This window comes from Acetobacter pomorum, from assembly GCF_002738225.1.
Taxonomy (GTDB): domain Bacteria; phylum Pseudomonadota; class Alphaproteobacteria; order Acetobacterales; family Acetobacteraceae; genus Acetobacter; species Acetobacter pomorum.
This window is the reverse complement of record NZ_PEBQ01000144.1, coordinates 303,475-326,878: the sequence shown is the minus strand read 5'-3', so window position 1 is coordinate 326,878 and position 23,404 is coordinate 303,475. Positions and strand designations below refer to the sequence as shown.

Sequence of the window (23,404 nt, the reverse complement as noted above, 5' to 3'; positions counted from 1 at the left end):
AGGCTCAACACGAAATCAGACTTCTTTCAACCCCAGAACACTGGTGCTTTTATCAAAGAGCTGCTTACAAAGTTCCGGATTATCGGCCAGTTTCTGACCATAGGATGGAATAATCTGCTTCAGCTTTGCATCCCACTCAGGCAACTTGCTGGCAAAGCATTTTTTCAGCACTGTCAGCATAATTGGGGCTGCGGTTGATGCCCCCGGAGAAGCCCCCAGAAGGGCCGCCACAGAGCCATCTGCGCTGGAAATAACTTCCGTGCCAAATTGCAGAACACCGCCTTTTTTGGCATCTTTCTTAATAATCTGCACACGCTGGCCAGCCACTACCAGTTCCCAATCCTTGGCCTGTGCATCGGGTATAAAGTCCCGCAGCGCCTTGATCCGATCGTTGTGAGACTGCAAAACCTGTTCGATCAGATACTTGGTAAGTGGCCAGTTATCACGCGCCACAGCCAGCATGGCACCAAGGTTACTGGCCCGAATGGAACGTGGCAGATCCAGCAGAGAACCATTTTTCAAAAACCGGGTGGAAAAACCAGCATATGGGCCAAACAACAATGCGGGCGTGCCATCTATCATGCGTGTATCCAGATGCGGAACAGACATGGGCGGCGCACCAACAGAGGCCTTGCCGTAAATCTTGGCATGATGCTGGGCAATAAGATCCGGATTTGTGCAGCGCAGGAACTGCCCGCTCACCGGGAAACCACCAACGCCGCGAGATTCCGGAATACCCGTTTTTTGCAGGAGCGGCAGCGCACCCCCACCACCCCCAATAAACACAAACCGCGCCTTAACCTCACGCTCCGTGTTCAGGCGTGTATCCTGCACCTTGATCACCCAGCGGCCGTCTGAATCACGGCGGATATCATGCACATCATGCCGCGTATGCAATGTGCAGGCTGGCGTGGTGACCAGATACGTAAACAGCAGACGCGTTAACGCACCAAAGTTTACGTCTGTGCCACGCAGGCTGCGGGTAACCGCCAGATTTTGCCCTGCTGGGCGGTTGCGCATAACCAGCGGCGCCCATTGTGCAATCTGCCCCTGATCCTGCGTAAACTCCATGCCGGAAAACAGCGGATGTGCGCTTAACGCCTTGTAACGTGCCTGCAGGAAGGACACATTTTTATCCCCCCAGACAAAGCTCATATGTGGCACGGGGGTCAGGAAATCACGCGCAGACTCAAGAATGTTCTGCTCAACCAGATATGTCCAGAACTGGCGGGAAACCTGAAACTGTTCGTTTACGTTGATAGCCTTGGTAATATCAACGCTACCATCTGCCCGCTGTGGCGTGTAATTCAGCTCACACAGGGCGGAGTGGCCTGTGCCGGCATTATTCCAGGCATTGGAGCTTTCTTCCGCCACGCTATCCAGGCGTTCAAAAATGCTGATGCTCCAATCCGGCTGAAGCTGCCGCAGCAGGGTTCCCAGTGTGGCGCTCATCACGCCACCACCAATCAGGACGACATCAACAGAAGAAGCGGTATCGGTCGTGGTGGAACTCATCGTGGTCTCCGCATTGTCAGCCGCATCTGCCTTTTGCATCTTACATGCAGGCAGGGCTGGGTCCATACCTGCACATGCTCCCAACTTCTTTTGCATGCAAGAAAGAAGTATGCGCACGCGGCAGGCCTTTTACTGGAAAGCATTATAGGCACATCGTTGCGCTCTCGCCTGCTCATCTCTGCGAGAGCATGGCTGCTTTTCTTGAACCATTCCCCCTTAAAGGCGTTTGGGCTGCTAACCGTTAGAATGGTTTTGGATACCCACACAGCAACAAAAAGGCTTTGACATGAGCATTATCAAATACGGCACAGCACATTGGGAAGGCCCGATAAAAGAAGGCAAAGGCACTATTTCCACTGAAAGTGGGGCCTTAAAAGACCAGCCTTACGGCTTTAACACCCGTTTTGAAGGCAAGCCCGGCTCCAACCCGGAGGAACTTCTGGGCGCGGCCCATGCGGCCTGCTTTTCTATGGCTTTCTCGCTCATTTTAGGGGAAGCGGGGCTGACTGCCTCTGCCATTGACACCCGCGCAGACGTCAGCCTGGATAAAAAAGACGGTGGGTTTGAGATAGATAAAATCATCCTCACGCTTAAGGCGCGTATTCCGGGAGCCACAACGGATCAGTTTGAAAAGCTGGCCACAAAAGCCAAGGAAGGCTGCCCGGTTTCCAAACTGTTCAAAGGGGCTTCCATTACCTTGGAAGCCACCTTGCTGGATTAAACCATATGTAAAATGGGTGGGCTGTTTAGCCCAGCTGGGCCCGGTGCCGCATAAGATGGTCTGCCAATACGCAGGCCATCATGGCTTCACCCACTGGGACGGCACGAATACCCACGCACGGGTCATGCCGCCCTTTGGTAATGACTTCCGTTTCCTTACCATCGGTTGTGATGGATGGAACGGGTGTGAGCATGGAACTGGTAGGCTTAACGGCAAAGCGCGCCACAATGGGCTGCCCGCTGGAAATACCACCCAGAATACCACCCGCATGGTTGGCGCCAAAAGTCAGCTTGCCGTCACGCATATAAAGCGGATCTGCATTTTCCTGCCCTGTCAGAGAGGCAGCAGCAAAGCCATCACCTATTTCTACGCCTTTTACAGCGTTAATGCTCATCAAAGCCGCAGCCAGATCTGAATCCAGTTTACCGTAAACGGGTGCCCCCAAACCAGCTGGCACGCCTTCAGCCACAACCTCAATAATCGCACCAATGGAAGAACCCGCCTTGCGGATACCCGCAAGGTATTCTTCCCACTCTGCCACTACGCCTGCATCGGGGCAGAAAAACGGGTTACGGTTTACTTCTTCCCAATCCCAGCGTGTGCGGTCGATATCATTTGGGCCAAGCTGCACCAATGCCGCACGAATACGCACACCATCACCCAGTATCTTGCGCGCCACAGCACCAGCCGCCACACGGCAAGCTGTTTCACGCGCAGAGGAGCGGCCACCCCCACGATAATCACGAATACCGTATTTAAGATCATATGTCAGATCAGCATGACCGGGGCGATATGTGCGGGCGATATCACCATAATCACGCGAGCGCTGGTCTGTGTTTTCGATCATCAGGGAAATTGGCGTGCCTGTGGTCTGACCTTCGAACACACCGGACAGAATCCGCACCTGATCCGGCTCTTTACGCTGTGTGGTAAAGGCGGATTGCCCCGGCTTGCGTTTATCCAGAAACGGCTGAATATCTGCCTCTGTCAGGGCCAGACGCGGCGGGCAGCCATCTACAACACAGCCAATGGCCGGGCCGTGGCTTTCGCCCCAAGTGGTGACACGAAAAAGTTGTCCGAAGGTATTGTAAGACACGGCGCGCCCTCAGTCCCCAGCTACAGAAATATCAGGGGCAGTCGGGTTTTTCATGCCCACAACATGGTAGCCACAATCCACATGATGCACTTCACCCGTTACGCCGGATGAAAGGTCAGACACCATATACAAACCAGCGCCGCCCACTTCTTCCAACGCCACGTTGCGTTCCAGCGGAGAGTTATACTGGTTCCACTTTAGAATATAGCGGAAATCCCCAATACCATTGGCAGCCAGCGTTTTGATAGGGCCTGCAGAAATGGCATTCACACGGATACCATCACGCCCCAGATCTGTTGCCATATATCGTACAGAGGCTTCCAGCGCGGCCTTGGCAATGCCCATAACATTATAATGTGGCATCACACGTTCTGCGCCCAGATAGCTCAGAGTCAGCAAGGAGCCACCATTTTTCATCAGCTTGGAAGCGCGCTGCGCAACAGCCGTGAAAGAATAGCACGAAATATCTAGCGCCTTCAAAAACGCTTCACGCGGGGTATCAAGATACCGCCCACGCAGGAACTGTTTATCTGCCCAGCCAATAGCATGCACCACAAAGTCCAGTTCACCCCATTCTTTTTCAATGGCGGCAAACGCGGCATCAATAGCGGCGTCATCTGTGACATCGCAGGGCAGAACCAGGCTGGAGCCCACGCTTTCTGCCAAAGGCTGTACGCGCTTGCCCAGAGCTTCGCCCTGATACGTAAATGCAAGCTCCCCACCCTGTGCCGCAACGGCGGAGGCAATGCCCCATGCAATGGAACGATCATTAGCGACACCCATTACCAGACCCTTCTTGCCCTTCATGAGCGTTCCGTGAGCAGGCAATGTGGCGTTGGGAGAAGACATGCGTGACCTCAACCTATTTCTGTTGTTCAAATATCCGAGTGTGAGTTGGTTGGTCGCATACACGCGCTATTGAAACAAGAGCAAAGCGACACGCATGCTTCAAACCCGATGAACGTAGGAGTATGATAACAGGCAGAAAGCTGCAATGCTGCAGCTTTGCGCACACGAACACGAATTGAGTCCGAGCATGACGGAAACCTCACCTTCTCCTGCTGCCCTTCCATTAGACAGCCAGCCCCTGATTGACCTGACAGCCAGCCCATTTACGCTGTTTGAAACATGGATGAAGGAGGCGGAAAAGACAGAGGTGAACGACCCCAACGCCATGGTTTTGGCCACAGCCACGCGGGATGGCAGGCCTTCTGCACGTATTGTGCTGTTGAAGGGAATGGACCACCACGGGTTTGTATTTTATACCAACACGCATAGCCGCAAGGGGCGTGAGCTGGAAGAAAACCCGCATGTGGCCCTGCTGTTCCATTGGAAAAGCCTGCGCCGCCAGATCCGCATTGAAGGGGCCGTTACCCCCGTAACGCCAGAAGAAGCCGATGCGTATTTTGCGAGTCGGAGCCGTATTTCCCGCCTTGGCGCTGTGGCATCAGATCAGTCCCGCCCTTTGGCAGACCGTGCCATATTTGAAGAACGCCTGAAACAGGTGGAAGCAACATACCCACAAGATCCTATTCCACGGCCAGCCAACTGGTCTGGCTACCGGGTGAACCCTGAATATTTTGAGTTCTGGCAGGAACGGCGCTTCCGCCTGCATGATCGCGCAGTATGGGCTCGCAATGGAAACAATTGGGATGTCACGCGTTTATATCCGTAAACGCACACATGGCCATTAACATTACGCCAGCGGAGAAAAAATAAGAATGAAAGATGTTCGTAAAATTCTGCTGCCGCTTCCCAGCACCTCCAATGCTGAAGCCGCACTTATTCGAGGTTACAATTTTGCCCGCCGCTTTGGGGCTCATCTGGCGGTACTGCATGTACGCCCGGATGGGCGAGAAATGGCACCGCTGGCCGGTGAGGGTCTTTCCGGCGCCATGGTGGAAGACCTGATGCGTTCTGCCGAACATGAAGGCGCGCGCCATGCGCATGAGGTACATGCCCTGTTTGAACGCTTTGTGGCGGCATACCCAGATATCAAGGTTGTGCCCCCGCGTGGCCCCTTCCCTATGGATACACCAACCATAAGCTTTAACATTCTACGTGGTGCGGAAAGTGAAATTGTGCCTGCTCAGGCTCGCCTTTCCGACTTTACACTCGTCCCGCACCCAGATTCCGGCGATGCCGTTTCCTCATCCGAAACTCTGCATGCCGTATTGTTTGATAGCGGGCGCCCGGTGGTGATCGCCCCGCGCACACCGCCCAAGGGGCTTATCAAGCGTGTGTGCATTGCATGGAATGGCACGGCAGAGGCCTCATCTGCATTGCGCGGTGCTTTGGCTTGGGCCTTAACGGCCGATGCTGTGCGCGTGCTGCATTGTGGAGATTACCAGCGCCGCGGCCCCACTGCGCGGGACGTGGTGGATTATCTGGCCATTCATGGCATTACGGCGGACTGCGTGGAGTTCCCACCTGTGGACCGGGACGTAGGGAAAGGACTGGAAGCTGCGTGTAAGGATTTTGATGCCGACATGCTGGCAATGGGTGCTTATTCACATTCCCGCCTGCGCCAGCTTATTCTGGGCGGCGTTACCCGTTATACGCTGGAACATGCCGATATTACGGTATTGATGAGCCGCTAATACGCCCAAATGCATAGAGGGTTTGCCAAAGCAGACCCTCTAATACTTTCAAGGATCGGCCACTTCAAACACTGCGCCATCCCATGCAGGTTCCACACCTTCGGGCAAATGGTCCTGCATCCACTGCCAATCCATATCTGGCCCCATATGGGTAAGTATCATGCGGCGTGGGTTAAGAGCCTGCCGCCATTCCAGCACCCGCTCAAGCCACGCATGTGCACTGTGCGGCTGACGCTGGAAGCAGTCCACCATCCATGTATCCACCCCACGCAGAATTTCCAGAGATGTTTCGGGAAACTCCATTACATCTGTGCTGTAGGCAAAATTGCCACAGCGCACCCCTGTTGATCCAACACGCCCATGTACCTGATCAAACAAGATAAAGTCTGCACCACTTATGGTAACCGGCTGCCCCATTTCTACCGGATGCGCCTCTACCACCGCACGAAAGAAGTTTGGTGGTGTCCATGGTTTGAACACATAATCAAACCGCCGCTGAATATCTTCCAGCGTTTCCGCTGTGCCGTAAGCATGTAAAGGTTTTTGAATAATGCGGTTAATGGCACGCACCTCATCCAGCCCGGAAATATGGTCTGCATGGGCATGGGTAAAGATGATGGATTGAAAATCCCTAATGCCATTTGCCAAAAGCTGGGCGCGTAAATCCGGCCCTGTATCCACCAGCACACCAGCACCATTTTTGAGCCGCAACAGAATGGAGGAACGGGTACGTGTATTCCGCGGCTCCTTAGGGTTACAGGCTCCCCAGATCCCATGGCCATCGGCCCCACCCACCATGGGCACACCAGCAGATCCACCACAGCCCAGAACTGTAATTTTCATACCCATTTCCCCCGCATTCTCTTGGCAACCATCACACTGCCTTGCGGAATAACCGGTAGAAATTTTCTGTGGTCATGCGTGTAAAATCAGGCAATTCCATGCCGCGTTCCTGCGCAATGCGGGCTGCGGTATGTGCCACAAAGGCAGGTTGGTTCCGTTTGCCCCGCTTTGGCACGGGTGCCAGATAGGGAGAATCCGTTTCCACCACAATGCGATCTGCCGGAAGATCCCGCGCAACAGCCCGGATTTCATCGCATTTCGGGAACGTGGCAATGCCAGAAAAACTGACATATCCGCCCAGATCGACCACACGCTTCGCCAGCTCCGGACCAGAGGCAAAACAATGCAACAAAATGGGGAAAGCCCCTTTGGCATGTTCTTCCTCTAAAATGCTGGCGACATCCTCATCCGCCTGACGAGCGTGGATGATAACCGGCACATCCAGTTCCCGCGCGGCACGAATATGCTGGCGAAAATATTCATGCTGAAGCGGGCGCACATCTTCCTTGCCGTGAAAGTAATCCAGCCCGGTTTCACCAATGCCAATCACTTCGGGCACATCAGCAATGGCCACAATATCCGCCACAGTGGGCAGAGGTTCTTCCTCCACATGGTCCGGATGTGTGCCAACGGTGCACCATACGCGCATATCTGGCGTATCCAGCTTGGCCAGCGCCTTTTGTTCCGGCGCACGGGCCAAGCGGGTGCCGATGGTGACCATCCCGCTCAAGCCCGCCTCTTTGGCGGCCTCAAGCAGTTCTGGCATTTCCTCGCCTGAAAAATGGTCAAGATGGCAGTGAGAATCTATTAACCCTGCCAGCTTTGTAACGTCCTCTGTCATCATTATGCCTGTTCGGGCTCAACATAGCGGGGAAAGATGCCCTGCGGCGCGGGAAGCTGACGCCCACCGGGCAGCGGCGTTTCCAATGCGGCAAAGCTGCGCTCTTCTGCCGTAACGGCAAGCTGATCCAGCATGCGCTCCATGCTCTGCGGCATGAAGGGCTGGAGCATGGTGGCAATACCACGCAGGGCATCCACCAACACGCGCAGCACATCCTTCATACGTTCGGGGTCTGTTTTGCGCAGCGCCCACGGGGCCTGATGATCGATATACGCATTGCAGGCGCGGATAACCTTCCACACATCTTCCAGCGCATCTGTAAGGGCGCACCGCTCGATCTGAGATTTCAGCAGATCTGGCAGCACCATCACCTGCCCCAGCAGATGCGTGTCTTCCTCTGTCAGCGTGCGCCGTTCTGGCAGAATACCGCCGCAGTTTCGCGCTACCAGAGAAAGCGTACGCTGAGCTAGATTGCCCAGATCATTCGCCAGTTCCACATTGTTGCGCATGATCAGCGCCTTGCGAGAAAGATCACTATCCCCACCAAAAGGCACTTCACGCAGCAGGAAGAAGCGAACCGCATCCAGCCCGAACTCCTTCACCAGATCACGCGGGTCCACCACATTGCCCAGAGATTTGCTCATCTTCTGGCCTTCAATGGTCCACCAGCCATTGGCAAACACCTTGCGCGGCAGTTCAATACCAGCAGCCATAAGGAAGGCTGGCCAGTAAACAGCATGAAAGCGCGCAATATCCTTGCCAACCAGATGCAGGTTGGCAGGCCAGAACGCCATGCGCGGTGCATTGGTATCTGGGTAGCCCAGAGCGCTTAGATAGTTAGCGAGCGCATCAAACCACACGTACATAACGTGCTTATCATCACCCGGAACAGGAATGCCCCATTTGAAGCTGGTACGACTGATGGAAAGATCGCGCAGGCCCTGTTTGACAAAGCTGACAATCTCGTTCCGCGCGCCGTGTGGGCCCAGAAAATCCGGGTTGTTTTCATACAGCTCCAGCAGCCGATCCTGATACTCGGACAGCTTGAAGAAGTAGGAAGGTTCCTTCACCCATTCTACCGGCGCGCCTGTGGGGGCAACTTTTTTGCCATCCGGGCCGGGCACCAGTTCGTCTTCACCGTAAAAGCATTCATCACGCAGGGCGTACCAGCCCTCATACGCGCCCAGATAAATGGCCCCGTTATCCGCCACTTTCTTCCACAATGCCTGCGTGCTGGTAATATGACGCGGTTCTGTGGTGCGGATAAAATCATCGTATGAGATGTTCATGGCATCGGCCATGTTGCGGAAATCGGCCGAAACCTTATCTGCAAAGCTTTTGGCATCCGTGCCATTGGCCTGCGCGGCTTGCTCTACCTTCTGGCCGTGTTCATCCGTGCCCGTCAGAAAGAACACCTCATCCCCTGCCAGACGATGAAAGCGGGCCATCACATCCGCAGCAATAGACGTGTAAGCGTGGCCGATATGGGGCGCTCCGTTCACGTAATAGATGGGCGTAGTTACATAGAAACGACGGGTCATTCTCGGCTCGCAATCGTCATAGCTTCAAGCAGGGCTTCCTGTTTATCCAGATTAAAGCGTTCCGTCTCGGCGTGCTTGCGCATGGTGGCTTCCCACGCACTGGCTAGGGCCACACATTGCGGGTTGCCCAGCCGCGCCGCCTGACGGGCCTGCATCTGGAGAGTATCTGATAACAGGCTGAAAAACAGACTGAAACCATAATCCCTGCGTAAAATGGTTTCAGCAATCTCATAGCTGCGTAATGGCGTTACACCCTGCACTACCTCGTGCACAAGGCTGGCAATCTCCCCGCCTTTATCAGCCAGTAACGCCAGATCCCGCCCCGGCGCACCGTGGGCTTCTGCCATAACGCGCTGTATTTCTGCGGCCGAGGTTTCTGGTGCCTGCGCATGCAGCACGGCAGACATATCTGCTGTATCCAGCGGGGCAAGTTCCAGCTTGCGGCATCGGCTACGGATGGTGGGCAAAAGCCGCCCGGGAGCGGAACAGGTTAACAACAATACCGTAGCGGGTGGCGGCTCTTCCAGAATTTTCAGCACGGCGTTGGCAGCGCTGCGGTTCATGTATTCCGCACCATCTACAATTACAACGCGCCACCCACCTTCTGCCGCTGTACGCCGCAAAAAGGAGTTAATGGGGCGCACGTCATCCGCCACAATCTCGCTGCGGTATTTATGGCGTTTTTCATCAAACCCGCGTGCAACCACCAGCAAATCTGCATGGGTGGCGGCAGAAACGCGCCGCCCAGCGGGGCTGGCCTCATCTTCCCCGCCCAGCAAGATACGTGCCAGCCGAAACGCGAATGTGGCCTTGCCAATACCTGGTGGCCCCGTAATCAGCCACGCATGCGGCAGGCGCCCCCCCTGCATGGCCTGACGAAATGCCTGTAAGGCCGCTTGATGCCCATGCAGGTGCAATGATGCCGAGCGTGGTTCCTGCACGCCCTCAGCCCCTGGCATGAGCCAGACGAGACTGGATAACTTTCAGGATCTGGGCGTTCACCTGCTCGGCTGAATGGACGGAGGTATCCACCACCCTCACCCGCTGCGGCTCGGCCTTGGCTATATGTGCAAACCCATCTGCCAAACGGGCATGAAAATCCTCATCCGCCCGCTCATATCTGTCTGTTGGCGCACCACGCGCAGCCAGACGTTGGCGGGAGATGGCACGCGGCGCCTGTAGCAGAAAGGTAATATCCGGCTGAAAGCCAAGCTGTTTTTGCAATGTTTCAATCAGGCTTAAAATAGCCGGATCACCATTGGCGCGCCCGTAGCCCTGATACGCCATGGTGGAATCGGTAAAGCGATCACACAGCACAATCTGTCCGGCCTTGAGGGCGGGCAGAATAACCTGATCAACATGATCATACCGTGCGGCAAAATGGGTGAGAATTTCTGCCCGCGCAGAGAGCGGATTTTTACCAAAAAGCAAAAGCTGGCGCAGATCTTCCGCCCCGGCAGAACCACCCGGCTCACGCGTGGCCAGAACTTTCTGGCCACGCGCTTCCAGATTTTCCTTCAAAAGCCGCAGTTGGGTGGACTTCCCCACCCCTTCTGCGCCTTCCAACGTTATGAACATGCCACAAGCCATGAATTACAGGTGCAGCCGACGTGCAGCCCGCCCCAAAAAGCCCAATGCAGGCACGCTCTGCCCGGCTTGCACCGGTATACTGGCCTGCCGCCCACCGGGCAGAGAAACCGTAAGCTGCCCCACAACCTGCCCAGCCTGCACCGGCGCAATAATCGGGCTGTTATAATCCAGCGCCAGATGTGTACCATTGCGCCAGCCATGCGGCAGAAGAATCTTGAAGTCCTGCGCCGCCACCAATGGCACTGTTTGGGTAACCCCCATCCATACAGGTGCTTGCTCCAGCACATCACCTTTGCTGACAATCTGCGCGGTTTCAAAATTGGCAAAAGCCCAGCCCATCAGGCGTTCAGCCTCCCGGCTCCGCGCTGCGGAAGATGGCAGACCGTTCACCGCCAGCACAACACGCCGCCCTTCCCGCTCGGAAGAAGCGCACAGGCCAAAACCACCTGCATCTGTGTGGCCGGTTTTCAGGCCATCGGCCAGACCTTTAACCACCAGAGAGTTCCGGTTTTCCTGCCGGATTTTATTGAACAGGAACTCTTTTTCCGAGAAGAAATGGTAATATTCCGGAAAATCATGGATCAGACGCAGGGCCAGATAGGCCACATCCCGCGCAGACATATAATGATTTTCTGCCGGCCAGCCGGTTGCGTTCATGAAGTGTGAATTGGTCAACCCCAGCTTGGTGGCTGTATCGTTCATCAGCGCTACAAACTGTTCTTCCGAACCGGAAATACCTTCCGCAATAACAATACAGGCATCGTTACCGGACTGGATGACCATGCCCTGAATAAGATCCTGCACACTCACGCTTTGCCCTAGGGGCACAAACATGCGCGAACCCTGCATACGCCATGCGCGTTCACTTACGGGCAACATCTGGTCCAGCTTTAGGCGGCCAGATTTGAGCATGCCGAATGTAACATACGCCGTCATCATCTTGGTGAGAGATGATGGGGGCATGCGCTCATCTGCATTTTTCTCAAGCAGTGTGGCACCGCTATTGTAATCCAGAATGCAGGCCCAGCGTGCCTGTGTGTCCACCGGCCCCACGGGCGTGGTGGCGGGTGTATCCGCCCCCGGCACAGCAGGCTGGGCTGCCGCAGGTGCTGCACCTTTGGCCGCCGCGCCGTGGTGGCGAGGCCGTGCCATGGCATTAAGCGCATAGGCACCAGAGAAAAGGGCAGCGCCCCCTGCGAGTAAGAACCGTCGAGTCTGCAACATTTTTCCCTATTCGACGACGATATGAGATCCGGTTAAACCAGTAGTCAGTGCCCGCTTCAGGGCGGCATCTGCCTCGCTTATAGTCGCAAAAGGCCCATAGCGCACAGCCCACATTGTGCTGTGGCCAAAAAACACAGGCCGAACGCTGGCTCCTTGTGCGGCCGCCTGCCGCATGGCGGCCAAGCGGGATGTAAAATCCATGGTTTCCACCCACAGCATGGTGGACACAGGCGCGCCCTGCAGAACAGTGGCTGGCAGCTCTGCCAGCACTACCTTGCCCGGCACAGGTGTTTCCTGCGTGGTGTTATCTGCCAGAACTGTTACGCCCTGCCTATCCACCACCGCGTTACCTAATGCCGTTTGCTGCACTTTTTCCAGCGGGGCTGCACTAATCTGCAACATGGGGCCACCGGGCAGTACCTCGGCAAACTGCCTGCTGGCCATTTCATCTTCCACCACCTGCACACGCGCAGGCTCCTTGCCCACGCCAAGCAAATCTGCAGCACGTGGGGTTAGGCCGATCATACGCCCCGGATCATTCGGGCCACGATCATTTAGGCGGATCACAATCTGCCGCCCGTTATCCAGATTGGTCACACGCACCACGGCGGGCAGTTGTAATGTCTGATGGCTGCCTGTCATGCTGGCAGCGTGCCAGACCTCACCATCCGCTGTCAGATGTCCTTCTGCCTGTGCAGGTTCCCTTACAGCCAAGCCTGTGCCTTGCCATGCAAAGTCTTCGCGCGGGTAAAACCACTTGCCAGCTGCCTGCCACGCTGGCCCAACTGTATAATGCAGATCCTGCTGTGCCACAGGCTGCTGGCGCGAACAGGCCAGCACAGCCAGACACCCTACAAGCGCGAGTTTTTTCACGTTATTGCATCACCCAGAAGCCCTACCCCCAACGCATAGAAATCTGATGGATTGTAGCGGCGGATCACGTTGAAATTATGATAGACAATAAAAGCTTCGCCTCCCACCCCATCGGGGCGGATAATGGCACCTTCCTGCACAGCGCTTGAAAATTGCCCGGCGCGGGGCCGTACGCCCTGCTGTGCCCACCATGCAATGGGATGCACAGCCGTACGGCCAATCTGAGCCTGCGTTATGGTATCGGGCAGCAATACTTCCTCACCCCATGGCTGACCAGGCTGCCAGTGGCATTTGGCCAGATAATTGGCGATAGAAGCAAAAACATCGGCCTCATTATGCCAGATATCACGCCGCCCGCCTTCCGGGTAACTGGCTGCGTAACGCAAATAGGCACTGGGCATAAACTGCGGCTGACCCATGGCCCCTGCATAGCTGCCCAGCATACCTGCAGGAGTGATATCCCCCTGCCCCAGAATGCTCAGCGCTTTCATGAGTTCTGAACGGAAAAAGGCAGAACGCCTGCCATCGTAAGCCAGAGTCGCCAAAGCGTCGATCACATGGAATGTGCCCATACGTGTGCCGTAAGCAGATTCCAGCCCCCAGATACCCGCTATGGCCCCTTTAGCAACACCATATGTGGAACTGATACGGTTGAGCAGCGCCGCACGTTGGCCAACGGCGGTTAATCCATCGGAAATTTTCTTTTCTGTCAGCACCCGGTCTTTATACTGCGCCCATGTCAGGGTGAATTCCGGCTGGTGCCGGTCTGCCTTCAGCACCTTGGCGTTTGGCTGGGAGGTAAGCGCCAAGGCCTGATCTACAATGGCGGCGGAAATACCCTGCCCTATAGCTTCACGCCGCACACCGGCAAGGAAGGTGGCATAACTGGATGATGCAGCAGGATGGGGCGCAGTAGCCGCAGATGTGCGGGCCAACGCAGGTGTGGCGAACAGAGCAGAAGCCCCACCAACAAGAAGTTTTCTTCGTAGCATTCAGGCTTCACGCTTCTGATCTGTGTAACATTCAATGCCATAGAATAGAGTGGAATACGGGCTTTGTCAGGCCATCTTCTTTATTCCACACTTTTGGTTGCCCTTTGGCGGCCCAATACAGGTTGCCATCCCTTGACAATATTGTCACAAAAGAGCCTGTTGCAGCCCTGCTGATACTTTAAAACCTTTTAGACCGTGCTGTTCTGGCCGGAGAGAGATGCCCTTCTTTGCTGGATCAGTTTCTGGAACTTACCGCCGCGTACCCCCTTGTGCAGGTTTTTATCGTTATTCTGGCCACATTTGTGCTGGAAGATGCGGCCACGGTTATTACGGCCATTCAGGTCAATCTCCATACACTTTCCCCCATTACAGCGCTAATTGCCCTCTATATTGGCATTGTGGTGGGTGATGTAGGGCTTTATGGCCTGGGCTATCTGGCTGCGCGATGGAAGCCGGCCCAGCGATGGGTCAACACATCACAAATAGAAAGCAAAAAAATCTGGCTTTCCAAAAACCTGTTCTGGGTTGTATTTGTCAGCCGCTTTATTCCCGGCACCCGGTTGCCACTTTATACCGCAAGCGGTTTTTTTAACGCAGGATTGCCTGTATTTACCGCCGCCACATTTCTGGCCACGCTTATCTGGACAACCGCTCTGTTTGCGCTTTCGCTCCATGTTGGCGGGTTTATTCTGGACCATCTTGGCGCATGGCGCTGGGCTGGGCTGGTGGGGTTTGTGCTGGTTATTTTCTTTATGGGCCGTTTGATTGCCCGATCACAGAAACAGAAGACATGACACAGGCCGAAAAACAGCCTTCTCCTCTCTCCCTTTTTGAATTCTGGCCCGGCTGGGTTTTTTACACACCCGTTGTGGCGTACTGGATTCTGCTGGGCGTGCGGTACGGAGACGTAACCCTGCCCACAGCCGCCAACCCACGTATTGAAACCGGCGGCCTGTGCGGGGAAAGCAAAAGCAGCATTCTGGACATGGCGGGCAACTATGCCAAACGCTGGATTGCCCCTTATGTGACAATGCCAACAGGCAAGCATGATCTTGCACGCGCCCACACAGCTATGCAGGCCAAGGGGCTGGCACTGCCAGTGGTGGTTAAGCCCGATATTGGGTGTAATGGCACAGGCGTAAAACTTGTGCGCACGGAGGAAGAACTTAAAGCAGCTCTTGCTGCTTTCCCCCGCAAGATCCGGCTGGTGATACAAAAGCTGATTCCGTGGAAGCACGAAGCCGGGCTGTTCTATATTCGCCATCCTGACAGCCCCGTGGGGGAAATATCGTCTCTCACTTATAAGGATATTCCTGCCCTACGGGGGAACGGGCGTGATACCGTGCTGCAACTGCTGCAAAAAGATGGCCGCACCAGTAAAGTGCTGCATATCTACACGCCACGCCTTGCCCACTGCCTGCACGAAGTTTTGCCAGATGGTGAAGAACTGGAACTGGTGTTTGCCGGCAACCATTGCAAAGGCGCCATTTTCCGCAACGGCAAGGCAGATATTACACCGGAACTGACCCGCCAGATTGATGCCATCATGCAGGATATTCCCGATTTTCACTTCGGGCGCATTGATGTGAAATTCCGCTCAGCCAAAGCGCTGCGTGAAGGCAAGGATTTCGAAATTATCGAAATCAATGGCGTAGGCTCGGAAGCTATCCATATCTGGGATTCCCGCACCACATTGCGCGAGGCCTATGCTGCCCAGTTCCACCATTATCGGGAAAGTTTCCGTATTGGTGCCAAAAAGAAGAAAGCTGGCTGGTCTCCCACCAATTTGTGGGAGGGCGTGCGCCTCTGGCAGCGCCAAAAGCGGCTGTTGGCCTCTTACCCGTTGAACGACTGATTATTTGGCTTTTTCACGCTGTTCCCGCCCTAGGCGGGAATGGACATGACCATAAAAGCGATAGCTGGCCCACCCTATTCCGGCATATGTAAGCAACAACAGCAACGGTATGGGGTCCCCTTTATACAGGGCCAGAAGCATATCCACACAAAGTGGGGCAACCATAACCGCGCAAAAGAACATACCCAACAGCGGTACATAGCCCAACCAGATGCCCTTTACGGTAAAGCCACCCCCAGGCACACTGAAACGGCGTGGAATTTCCGGCGCCTTGTTGCGCACCCAGATAACGGTAAAGCAGACAATCCCAAACGCCACTGCCGTACCAAGGCTGACAAGATCCCCAATAATATCAATTGGCAATGTGGCGGTAGCCAGCGCCACACCAAGCCCCAGCACAATGCTGCCAATCCACGGCGTTTGAAAACGCGGGTGCAATTTACTGAACATCGGCATCAGCAACCCATCTTCTGCCATGGCAAAAAAGATGCGGCTTTGGGCATATAACAGGCCCATCAAAACAGAACACAGGCCAATAACGGCGCCCAGTTTTACAAACAAAGCCAGCCACGGCTGATGCATGGCGTTAACGGCTATGGCCAGAGGGTCTGCCACATCCAGTGTCTGCCACGGCACCACGCCTATCAGCACGGCCGCGACAATCATGTACACAACCGTGCAGATAATGAGCGAAAGCACGATACCTACCGGAATATCCCGCCGTGGGTTTCGGGCCTCTCCCGCAGCGGTGGAAACGGCCTCAAACCCGACATAGGCAAAAAAGATAACCGATGCCGCACGAAAAATACCGGGAAAGCCGAAACGGAACCCCCCTTCATACCTTGGAATAAAGGGAGACCAGTAAGACGGATGCACCTGCCACACGCCAAGAGCGACAAACAGGGCCAAGACACCCACTTTGAGAAAAACAATCAGGGCATTGATTTTAAAAGATTCACGCACCCCCAAAACCAGCAGAAAAGAAACTGCCAGAATAGAAAATGCTCCCACTGCATCTACTCGCCAGCCTGCGGCAACATGACGGGTAGCGCCCTCAAACGCCACTTGTAGCGTGGTGTTGGAAAATGCAGATGGCACATGCACGCCAAAATCCTGCAACAGACTGACCGCATAGCCCGAAAACCCGGCAGCAACCCCCGCGCAGGAAATGCCGTATTCCAGCAAAAGCAACCAGCCAACGGCCCACGCCCAGCGTTCCCCCATGGAAACATAAGCATAGGTATAGGCAGAGCCGGAAACCGGCATGGAAGATGCCAGCTCCCCATAGGAAAGAGCGGTAAAAAGGCAGGCAATGCCCGCCACAATAAATGACAGTAAAATGGACGGCCCCGCATAATTGGCCGCCGCTGTACCTGTCATGACATAAATACCAGCACCAATTGTAGAGCCCACCCCCAACATGGTGAGTTGTAAAGGCCCCAGTGTCCGGCTTAGACGCTGCGTGCTGTTTTCTTTTTCAATACGCTGTAAGGACTTGCGCCGTGGCGAACCAGAAAGATCTTCCATCAAATTGTTTCTGGCTCAGTGCATAAAATGGAACAGAATGGTCGCAATACCGCCCACACCCATGCAGTACCACGCAAAGGGAGAAAGCGCCCATCTATCATGATCACGGAAATACCGCATTAAAAACGCAGTGCTGAGCAGCGCTGTCAGGCCGGAAACAACAGCCGCCACCACGGCAATGCGCATCTGCCCCGGTTGCAGTTCCAGATGCCGCATCTTGAAGGCTTCACGCACTGTGGCGGCCAGAATGACTGGCTGCGCCATCAGAAAGGAAAAGCGTGCTGCTGTATCATGGTGCAGCCCCCGCAGCAGACCACCACAAATGGTGGCCCCAGAGCGTGAAAGGCCCGGAAAAAATGCAAGGCACTGAAACAGGCCAATAATCACCGCATCACGTGATGTCATGCTGGCAACGGAATTGACGTTTTTGCGCACCATAGTGCTGCGCAGACGTTCGACCACCAGCAAAAGCAGGCCATTCAAAAACAGAAAGATGGCAGCAGATGAGGCAGACCCAAACAGATTACGCAAAAAATGCTCAAACAGTCCCCCCACCACAACAGCAGGAATGGTGGCAACTATCAGCAACCATAAAATATGCAGGCTTTCCATTTGCATGCGCTGGCCGCAGCTGCCACTGGCCCCTTTGAATATGGCCAGCCAGTCTTTCCAGAAAAAAACCAGCAGCGCCACAGAGGTGCCCAGATGCAGCATAACCAGAAACGGCAGAAATGCCGGGTCATGCGGATCATAAGACCAATGGAACAACGCCGGCAGAATAACAGCATGTCCAAGGCTACTTACGGGAAAGAGTTCTGTTGCTCCCTGAAGAAGAGCGATAATGATAGCCTGAAGAAACGACATATGCAGTTACAACCCACGCTGGCACAACTTTGCTGCCTGTCCTTGCACCATGCGCCCCCATGCTGCAAGGATTCATGCTAATCTTGTAACACAACATCATTATTCAGGATGAAAACACACTCATGAGCAGGCAAAATCGTGCAGGCGCGTGTCTTTTTAGTGGAGCAGTTCTGGCAGCCACTTTGGGTTTTGCCGTTTATGCACATGGCACCCAAAAAGCCCCCGGAACAGACAGTTATGCCCTTTCTGCCCGCTTTGTATCTGCCAACGGGCTGGAACGTGGGGCAGATGTTGATATTGCCGGTGTAAAAGTGGGTCGGGTTTCATCCATTGTGTTGGACCCTGCCACCCAGTTGGCTTTTGTGCACTTTACACTGGATGGTGCCCTGCATCTGCCGCAGGACAGCACGCTGACAATTAGCAGCGCCACGCTTTCATCCGAAAATGCCTTGATGATTGAACCCGGCACATCCGCCACCATGGTCTCCCCCGGCGGTATGCTGACACATACGCTGGAACCCACAAGCCTTGAGCAACAGGTGAGCAATTACATTTTTGGCGCGGGAAATTTGGGCCAGTAAGCCCTTTTATTCTCTTACCTGATTATTTTTATGACAAAATCCTCCAAACCGGGTTGACGGCATCACGAAGAATCAGGTAGATCAGCGCCATCACATGATGGCGGCGTAGCTCAGTGGTAGAGCAGGGGAATCATAATCCCTTGGTCGGAGGTTCAAATCCTTCCGCCGCTACCAAATTCCCTAAAAATCAATAGGTTAAAGCTCTAACAAGTAAATACTTGTAAAGCTGTTTGTGTGTTTTACACACAATCTGTAATCAGCCGAATGTTGCGGCCTATACATCTTTTATGGCTCGCCTACCCCGCTTCCAGAAATCAGAAGCAGGGCAGCAAGAAATCTGAAGATTTTTAGCCTTCGGAAAGCTCAGGCTGAGGCGCAGATTCTTCCCGAACATCGGGCTGAGGGTCCTGCTCCTGCCGATCTTCACCTTCCTCATTCGCATGCGCAGCAGCCCGCTGCTGGCGTGCGGCAAGGCGCTCGGCACGTTCCTGCTGGCTTTGCTGCGCAGCTTGCGCCATGGCATTCATAATGCGGAAATAATGTTCGGCATGCTGGAAGTAAGCTTCCGCTGCCACGCGGTCTCCGCTACCTGTGGAATCACGGCCAAGCTGGAGGTATTTTTCAAAAAGCTGCTGGGCTGTGCCTCTTACGCGCACATCCGGGCCATGACTATCAAAAACATGATTCCTGTTCATCGGAATCTGTCCATTCAGTTGTCGGGAACTCCCATTGTTCCCGTTGGAACGATGGTGTCTTGTCCGCATCCGTTTTACGTTCATGGGTTTATCACAGCGCTTTCCTGTTCAGGGCACTTTGGCATAAAGAAACAGTCCTGTATTAAAAAGGTATGCTTCCTGAGTGAAGGCCGAATTGTTTTTTCGGGATGGGCTTTAGGTAAGGCAACACAAAAACTGTTACCTAGTGAAAGGCCCCCTTGCTGCTTTAGTTTCTGGTGCAGTGATTTTAGCTTTATTACATCTGCTACAGAAGCAAGCTTGGGCAGCTTAGCAACCTACGCGCATAAAGCCAAGTTATTTTTCATACCTGTTTTTCCAGCACTACTGCACGTGCAATGCCTGCCAGATCGGCCTTTACATCCACCACATGCAAGGCATTGGCGGCTGCCAGGTTCTGCAAAGCCTGTTCCTGCCCTATCCCTATTTCCAACACAGCCAATCCGCCTTCTGCCAGTAAATGCGGCAGGCGGCGGCATAGGTAACGGTAAGCATGCAGCCCATCTGCCCCTCCATCTAGCGCACGCACAGGCTCATGCTCTCGCACTTCTGGCATAAGGTCTGCCAGATCAGCTGTTGGAATGTATGGCGGATTGCTCAGCACCACATCAAAGCGCATATGTGGGGCCAAAGCGGCATCCCACTCGGCAGCCATAAACAATGTGCGATCCTGCATCTCACACCGTTGGGCATTGGCATATGCCAACATGGCGGCTGGCGGGTTAATATCCACCCCTACCCCATAGGCCTGAGGATATTCCGCCAATGCGGCCAATAGCAAACAGCCGGTACCTGTACCCAAATCCAGAATATTCTGCACTGATGTTGGGTTAGGCCGATATTCCAGCAGGCTTGTTATAAGTGTTTCTGTATCTCCCCTTGGCACCAGGCTTGCAGGAGATACTGCCAGATCCAAACTCCAAAACCCTTTGTTGCCTGTTATGTAGGCAAACGGTTCATGCGCGGCCCGACGCTTTATATAAGAAAAATAAGGCTCATTCGGCACATTATCAGATGGAGAGCGTGCCAAAAGTTGCTCTGGCGTTAGGGAAAGCGCATGAATAAGCAGTAATCGCGCTTCCCGCCGCGGGCCTTCAATACCGGCCTGCGCCAGCAGGTGTGTTCCCTCACGCAGCAATTGCGCTATGGATTGGCACGGAACTGTTTTTTCTGCAGTAATCACACACGCAACCTTGATGGATTGATCTGGTTAAACATCAATGCTCCAATTTTTCCGCCGTATCCAGAACACAACACTTTGCCTGTTGGGCCTTATGGGGGCATTACCCTTTTCTTACGCCTATGCAGGTGAATTTACAGTGACCGATGGCAAGGCAGACGCTGAAATTTCTGAAGTTTCACGCATCTATCTGGATGGCAAACTTGTCAGCGTGATTCGGCTGGATGATAAAAACCAGGAAAAAACGGTTAAAGTCACAACCCCTATGGGCCGATTGGACCACACCTATACCTTATGCGGTGAAATCACCATTCGCTCCCCCGAAGGCCGGGTGGAAACCCATGAAGTGGATAGTGATGGCACGCTCCACAACCCGGATGGCCACCATTTTTACGCTCTGGGGTCTGACAACTTTACCGAATTTTTTCTAACCGACCCCAATGCACCAGAAGCTTCAGAACATCATCCCGGCCGTTCTGGCGTATGTGCTGCGCCTATTAGTTAAAAGCCTTCCGCTGCCAGCAGGGCTGCCTGTTCTTCCTGCGTGAGAGCATCTACAAACTCATCCAGCTCGCCCAACATTACACGGTCGATTTTATAGAGTGTCAGGTTAATCCGGTGGTCTGTGACACGCCCCTGCGGGAAGTTATAGGTGCGAATACGCTCTGATCTGTCACCCGTCCCCACTTGGGAGCGCCTGTCTGCCGCACGGTTGGCATGAGCCTGCGCCCGTTCACGCTCGTACAAACGCGCGCGCAGAATTTTCATGGCCTTGGCGCGGTTTTTGTGCTGGCTTTTTTCTTCCTGCATGGAAACCACAATGCCTGTGGGCATATGGGTAAGGCGCACCGCACTTTCCGTTTTATTCACGTGCTGCCCACCAGCGCCAGAGGCCCGAAACACATCTACCCGCAGGTCTGTTTCATTAACTTCTACATCCACTTCTTCAGCTTCTGGCAGCACAGCTACCGTAACTGTGGATGTATGAATACGCCCCTGGCTTTCCGTGGCTGGCACACGCTGCACCCGATGCACGCCGGATTCGTACTTCAGCCGCGCAAACACGCCCTTGCCATTAATTTCGGCAATACCTTCACGCAGGCCGCCCAGCTCACTTTCGTCATAATCCATAACGGTAAAGCGCCAACCATTCAGATCGGCATAGCGGCGGTACATATCAAACAATTCGGCCGCAAACAGGCCTGCTTCATCGCCCCCTGCTGCAGGGCGCACTTCCAGAATAGCACTGCGCGCATCTGCCACATCTTTTGGCAACAGAGACAGGCGCACATCCTTTTGCAACTGCGGAAGTTGCTCACGCAGTTCAGCCAGCTCTGCTTCTGCCAGCTCCTTCATTTCCGGATCTGCCAAAAGCTGCTCGGCTTGCTGAATGCCATCTTCCACCCCGCGCAGAGCGTTGATACGCGCTACAACGGGTTCGATTTCAGCATACTCGCGTGAGGCTTGGGTAAAGGCCTCACCATTCAGCCCACTTGCCAGCTGCGCTTCCAGCTCCAGCGCGCGGCTGACAATCTGGTCTAGCCGTTCGTCAAACGTCATGCCGCAAATACGTCTTGCGCTTTGGAGAGCAGCATATCGCGCGAGACTTCCTGCTCGGCCCCGGTTTCCATGTTTTTGACACGAAACAGGCCCTTGGCCAGTTCATCTTCACCAAGGAAAAGCACGTGGCTGGCGTTCTGCTTGCCCGCACGCTCCATGCGTTTGCGCAGCGAGCCCTTATAACCAATTTCTGTGCGAATACCCTGCGCACGCAAACCCTGCAAAATCTGCACTACTGCGCTTTCATCCGGCGTGCCAACGGGCACCAGCACAACCGAGCGCGGTGCTGCTGGTACCTGTTCCAACAACATGGACAGGCGCTCAATACCCGCAGCCCAACCAATGGCGGGCACTTCTGGACCACCCATCTGCTTTACCAAGCCATCATACCGGCCCCCGGCCAACACTGTGCCCTGAGACCCCAAGCGGTTGGTCACAAACTCAAACGTGGTGTGGTTATAGTAATCCAGCCCACGCACAATGCTGGGGTTTACGGTGTAGGCAATCCCGAACACATCCAGCTTGTTGCGCAGATCATCCCAAAACGCACGTGCTTCGGGTGTCAGAAACTCTGCCATCATGGGGGCATCAGCTACCAGAACCTTATCTCCGGCATCCTTGCTATCCAGAATACGTAGTGGGTTTTTTTCCAGACGGGCCAAGCTATCTTCTGAAAGCTTATCCTTGTGGGCGGAAAAATAAGCTACCAATGCATCTCGCCACGCATCACGGCTGGCGGCATCGCCTAGCGTATTCAGTTCAAGGGTGACGTAATCTGCAATGCCCAGCGCCTTGAGCACTTCGTACCCCATGGCAATGGCTTCTGCATCCGCCAGAGGCTCAGCTGCGCCCAAAAGTTCGGCACCAATCTGGTGAAACTGGCGATACCGACCTTTCTGGGGCCGTTCATGCCGGAACATGGGGCCAGCATAAAACACTTTTTGTGGGAGAGACTGCGTAAGCGCATTGGTCACCAAAGCGCGGCAAATGGCTGCCGTACCTTCTGGCCGCAATGTCAGGCTTTCACCATCCCGATCACTGAAGGAATACATTTCCTTGGAAACAACATCGGACGTATCCCCCAAGGAACGGGAGAAAACCCGCGTATCTTCAAAAATCGGGGTTGCCCATTCATCAAACCCGTAAACACCTGCAATCCGGCGCGCTGTATCTACCACATGCGCGTGGCGGCGCTGGTCTTCTCCAATAAGATCGTGCGTTCCTCTTACGGGCTGAATGCTGCTCACGAATACATATTCCCACACCA

Annotated in this window: 24 protein-coding genes and 1 tRNA gene; 8 read left to right on the top strand and 17 right to left on the bottom strand. The window is 54.5% G+C overall.

Going from position 1 to position 23,404, the window contains the following annotated elements; genetic code table 11:
* Positions 1–15: 15 nt before the first annotated feature.
* Positions 16–1,554, bottom strand: coding sequence for a malate:quinone oxidoreductase (locus tag CSR02_RS11690; protein ID WP_264820531.1), 1,539 nt, complete (start codon positions 1,552–1,554; stop codon positions 16–18).
* Between the two features lie 247 nt (positions 1,555–1,801).
* Between CSR02_RS11690 and CSR02_RS11680 the strand changes: the two genes are divergently transcribed.
* Positions 1,802–2,236, top strand: coding sequence for an OsmC family protein (locus CSR02_RS11680; protein WP_099541728.1), 435 nt, complete (start codon positions 1,802–1,804; stop codon positions 2,234–2,236).
* 25 nt (positions 2,237–2,261) lie between these two features.
* Here CSR02_RS11680 and aroC read toward each other — a convergent pair whose 3' ends face one another.
* Both aroC and fabI read right to left on the bottom strand, forming a co-directional pair.
* Positions 2,262–3,332: a chorismate synthase gene (gene aroC / locus CSR02_RS11675; protein ID WP_099541727.1), complete on the bottom strand. Its 1,071-nt coding sequence runs from the start codon at positions 3,330–3,332 to the stop codon at positions 2,262–2,264.
* Between the two features lie 9 nt (positions 3,333–3,341).
* A complete protein-coding gene (gene fabI / locus CSR02_RS11670; protein WP_099541726.1) occupies positions 3,342–4,181 on the bottom strand; it encodes an enoyl-ACP reductase FabI in 840 nt (279 codons plus the stop codon).
* Positions 4,182–4,326: 145 nt separating this feature from the next.
* Between fabI and pdxH the strand changes: the two genes are divergently transcribed.
* Together pdxH and CSR02_RS11660 are read left to right on the top strand one after the other, a co-directional pair.
* Positions 4,327–5,007 (top strand): pyridoxamine 5'-phosphate oxidase, encoded by a 681-nt coding sequence (gene pdxH / locus CSR02_RS11665; RefSeq protein WP_183172557.1) that lies wholly within the window; start codon positions 4,327–4,329, stop codon positions 5,005–5,007.
* A gap of 46 nt (positions 5,008–5,053) precedes the next feature.
* A complete protein-coding gene (locus CSR02_RS11660) occupies positions 5,054–5,932 on the top strand; it encodes a universal stress protein (protein ID WP_042786579.1) in 879 nt (292 codons plus the stop codon).
* A 48-nt stretch (positions 5,933–5,980) separates the two neighbouring features.
* Here the strand turns inward: CSR02_RS11660 and CSR02_RS11655 are convergent, their stop codons facing one another.
* Genes CSR02_RS11655 through CSR02_RS11620 form a run of 8 tightly spaced genes read right to left on the bottom strand, consistent with a single transcriptional unit; the run spans position 5,981 to position 13,836 of the window.
* Positions 5,981–6,775, bottom strand: a complete 795-nt coding sequence (locus tag CSR02_RS11655) for an MBL fold metallo-hydrolase (protein WP_099541783.1) — start codon at positions 6,773–6,775, stop codon at positions 5,981–5,983.
* A gap of 31 nt (positions 6,776–6,806) precedes the next feature.
* Positions 6,807–7,619: a TatD family hydrolase gene (locus CSR02_RS11650; RefSeq protein ID WP_099541725.1), complete on the bottom strand. Its 813-nt coding sequence runs from the start codon at positions 7,617–7,619 to the stop codon at positions 6,807–6,809.
* Positions 7,619–9,157 (bottom strand): methionine--tRNA ligase, encoded by a 1,539-nt coding sequence (gene metG, locus CSR02_RS11645; protein ID WP_099541724.1) that lies wholly within the window; start codon positions 9,155–9,157, stop codon positions 7,619–7,621. The genes CSR02_RS11650 and metG overlap by 1 nt, the downstream gene beginning before the upstream one ends.
* Positions 9,154–10,098, bottom strand: coding sequence for a DNA polymerase III subunit delta' (locus CSR02_RS11640; protein ID WP_099541782.1), 945 nt, complete (start codon positions 10,096–10,098; stop codon positions 9,154–9,156). Before CSR02_RS11640 ends, metG begins: the two co-directional genes overlap by 4 nt.
* Before the next feature lie 4 nt (positions 10,099–10,102).
* A complete protein-coding gene (tmk, locus tag CSR02_RS11635) occupies positions 10,103–10,747 on the bottom strand; it encodes a dTMP kinase (protein ID WP_099541723.1) in 645 nt (214 codons plus the stop codon).
* Between the two features lie 3 nt (positions 10,748–10,750).
* Positions 10,751–11,971 carry a D-alanyl-D-alanine carboxypeptidase family protein gene (locus CSR02_RS11630; protein ID WP_042786583.1) on the bottom strand — a complete coding sequence of 407 codons (1,221 nt, stop codon included), beginning with the start codon at positions 11,969–11,971 and terminating at the stop codon, positions 10,751–10,753.
* A gap of 6 nt (positions 11,972–11,977) precedes the next feature.
* On the bottom strand, positions 11,978–12,844 hold the full coding sequence (locus tag CSR02_RS11625) for a septal ring lytic transglycosylase RlpA family protein (protein WP_099541722.1): 867 nt from the start codon (positions 12,842–12,844) through the stop codon (positions 11,978–11,980).
* Complete coding sequence (locus CSR02_RS11620) at positions 12,841–13,836, bottom strand: lytic murein transglycosylase (RefSeq protein WP_099541721.1); 996 nt, start codon at positions 13,834–13,836, stop codon at positions 12,841–12,843. Before CSR02_RS11620 ends, CSR02_RS11625 begins: the two co-directional genes overlap by 4 nt.
* A gap of 227 nt (positions 13,837–14,063) precedes the next feature.
* Here CSR02_RS11620 and CSR02_RS11615 point away from each other — a divergent pair, with 227 nt between their 5' ends.
* Complete coding sequence (locus tag CSR02_RS11615) at positions 14,064–14,630, top strand: DedA family protein (protein ID WP_052013476.1); 567 nt, start codon at positions 14,064–14,066, stop codon at positions 14,628–14,630.
* On the top strand, positions 14,627–15,691 hold the full coding sequence (locus CSR02_RS11610; RefSeq protein WP_099541720.1) for an ATP-grasp domain-containing protein: 1,065 nt from the start codon (positions 14,627–14,629) through the stop codon (positions 15,689–15,691). The genes CSR02_RS11615 and CSR02_RS11610 overlap by 4 nt, the downstream gene beginning before the upstream one ends.
* On the opposite strand, the gene CSR02_RS11605 is transcribed toward CSR02_RS11610, so the two are convergent.
* Both CSR02_RS11605 and CSR02_RS11600 read right to left on the bottom strand, forming a co-directional pair.
* Positions 15,692–17,218: an amino acid permease gene (locus CSR02_RS11605; RefSeq protein WP_099541719.1), complete on the bottom strand. Its 1,527-nt coding sequence runs from the start codon at positions 17,216–17,218 to the stop codon at positions 15,692–15,694.
* A 15-nt stretch (positions 17,219–17,233) separates the two neighbouring features.
* Positions 17,234–18,082 (bottom strand): undecaprenyl-diphosphate phosphatase, encoded by an 849-nt coding sequence (locus tag CSR02_RS11600; protein ID WP_099541718.1) that lies wholly within the window; start codon positions 18,080–18,082, stop codon positions 17,234–17,236.
* A gap of 122 nt (positions 18,083–18,204) precedes the next feature.
* Here CSR02_RS11600 and CSR02_RS11595 point away from each other — a divergent pair, with 122 nt between their 5' ends.
* Complete coding sequence (locus CSR02_RS11595; RefSeq protein WP_042786588.1) at positions 18,205–18,663, top strand: MlaD family protein; 459 nt, start codon at positions 18,205–18,207, stop codon at positions 18,661–18,663.
* 99 nt (positions 18,664–18,762) lie between these two features.
* A tRNA-Met gene (locus tag CSR02_RS11590) sits at positions 18,763–18,837 on the top strand.
* A 173-nt stretch (positions 18,838–19,010) separates the two neighbouring features.
* Here the strand turns inward: CSR02_RS11590 and CSR02_RS11585 are convergent.
* Positions 19,011–19,442, bottom strand: coding sequence for a DUF4167 domain-containing protein (locus CSR02_RS11585; protein ID WP_042786589.1), 432 nt, complete (start codon positions 19,440–19,442; stop codon positions 19,011–19,013).
* A gap of 259 nt (positions 19,443–19,701) precedes the next feature.
* Entirely contained in the window at positions 19,702–20,580 is an 879-nt protein-coding gene (prmC, locus tag CSR02_RS11580) for a peptide chain release factor N(5)-glutamine methyltransferase (RefSeq protein WP_099541717.1), read from the bottom strand.
* A gap of 37 nt (positions 20,581–20,617) precedes the next feature.
* Between prmC and CSR02_RS11575 the strand changes: the two genes are divergently transcribed.
* On the top strand, positions 20,618–21,082 hold the full coding sequence (locus CSR02_RS11575; protein ID WP_099541716.1) for a hypothetical protein: 465 nt from the start codon (positions 20,618–20,620) through the stop codon (positions 21,080–21,082).
* On the opposite strand, the gene prfA is transcribed toward CSR02_RS11575, so the two are convergent.
* Positions 21,079–22,137: a peptide chain release factor 1 gene (prfA, locus tag CSR02_RS11570; RefSeq protein WP_099541715.1), complete on the bottom strand. Its 1,059-nt coding sequence runs from the start codon at positions 22,135–22,137 to the stop codon at positions 21,079–21,081. The genes CSR02_RS11575 and prfA overlap by 4 nt on opposite strands.
* Positions 22,134–23,384: a histidine--tRNA ligase gene (hisS, locus tag CSR02_RS11565; protein WP_167384135.1), complete on the bottom strand. Its 1,251-nt coding sequence runs from the start codon at positions 23,382–23,384 to the stop codon at positions 22,134–22,136. The genes prfA and hisS overlap by 4 nt, the downstream gene beginning before the upstream one ends.
* Positions 23,385–23,404 lie beyond the last annotated feature (20 nt).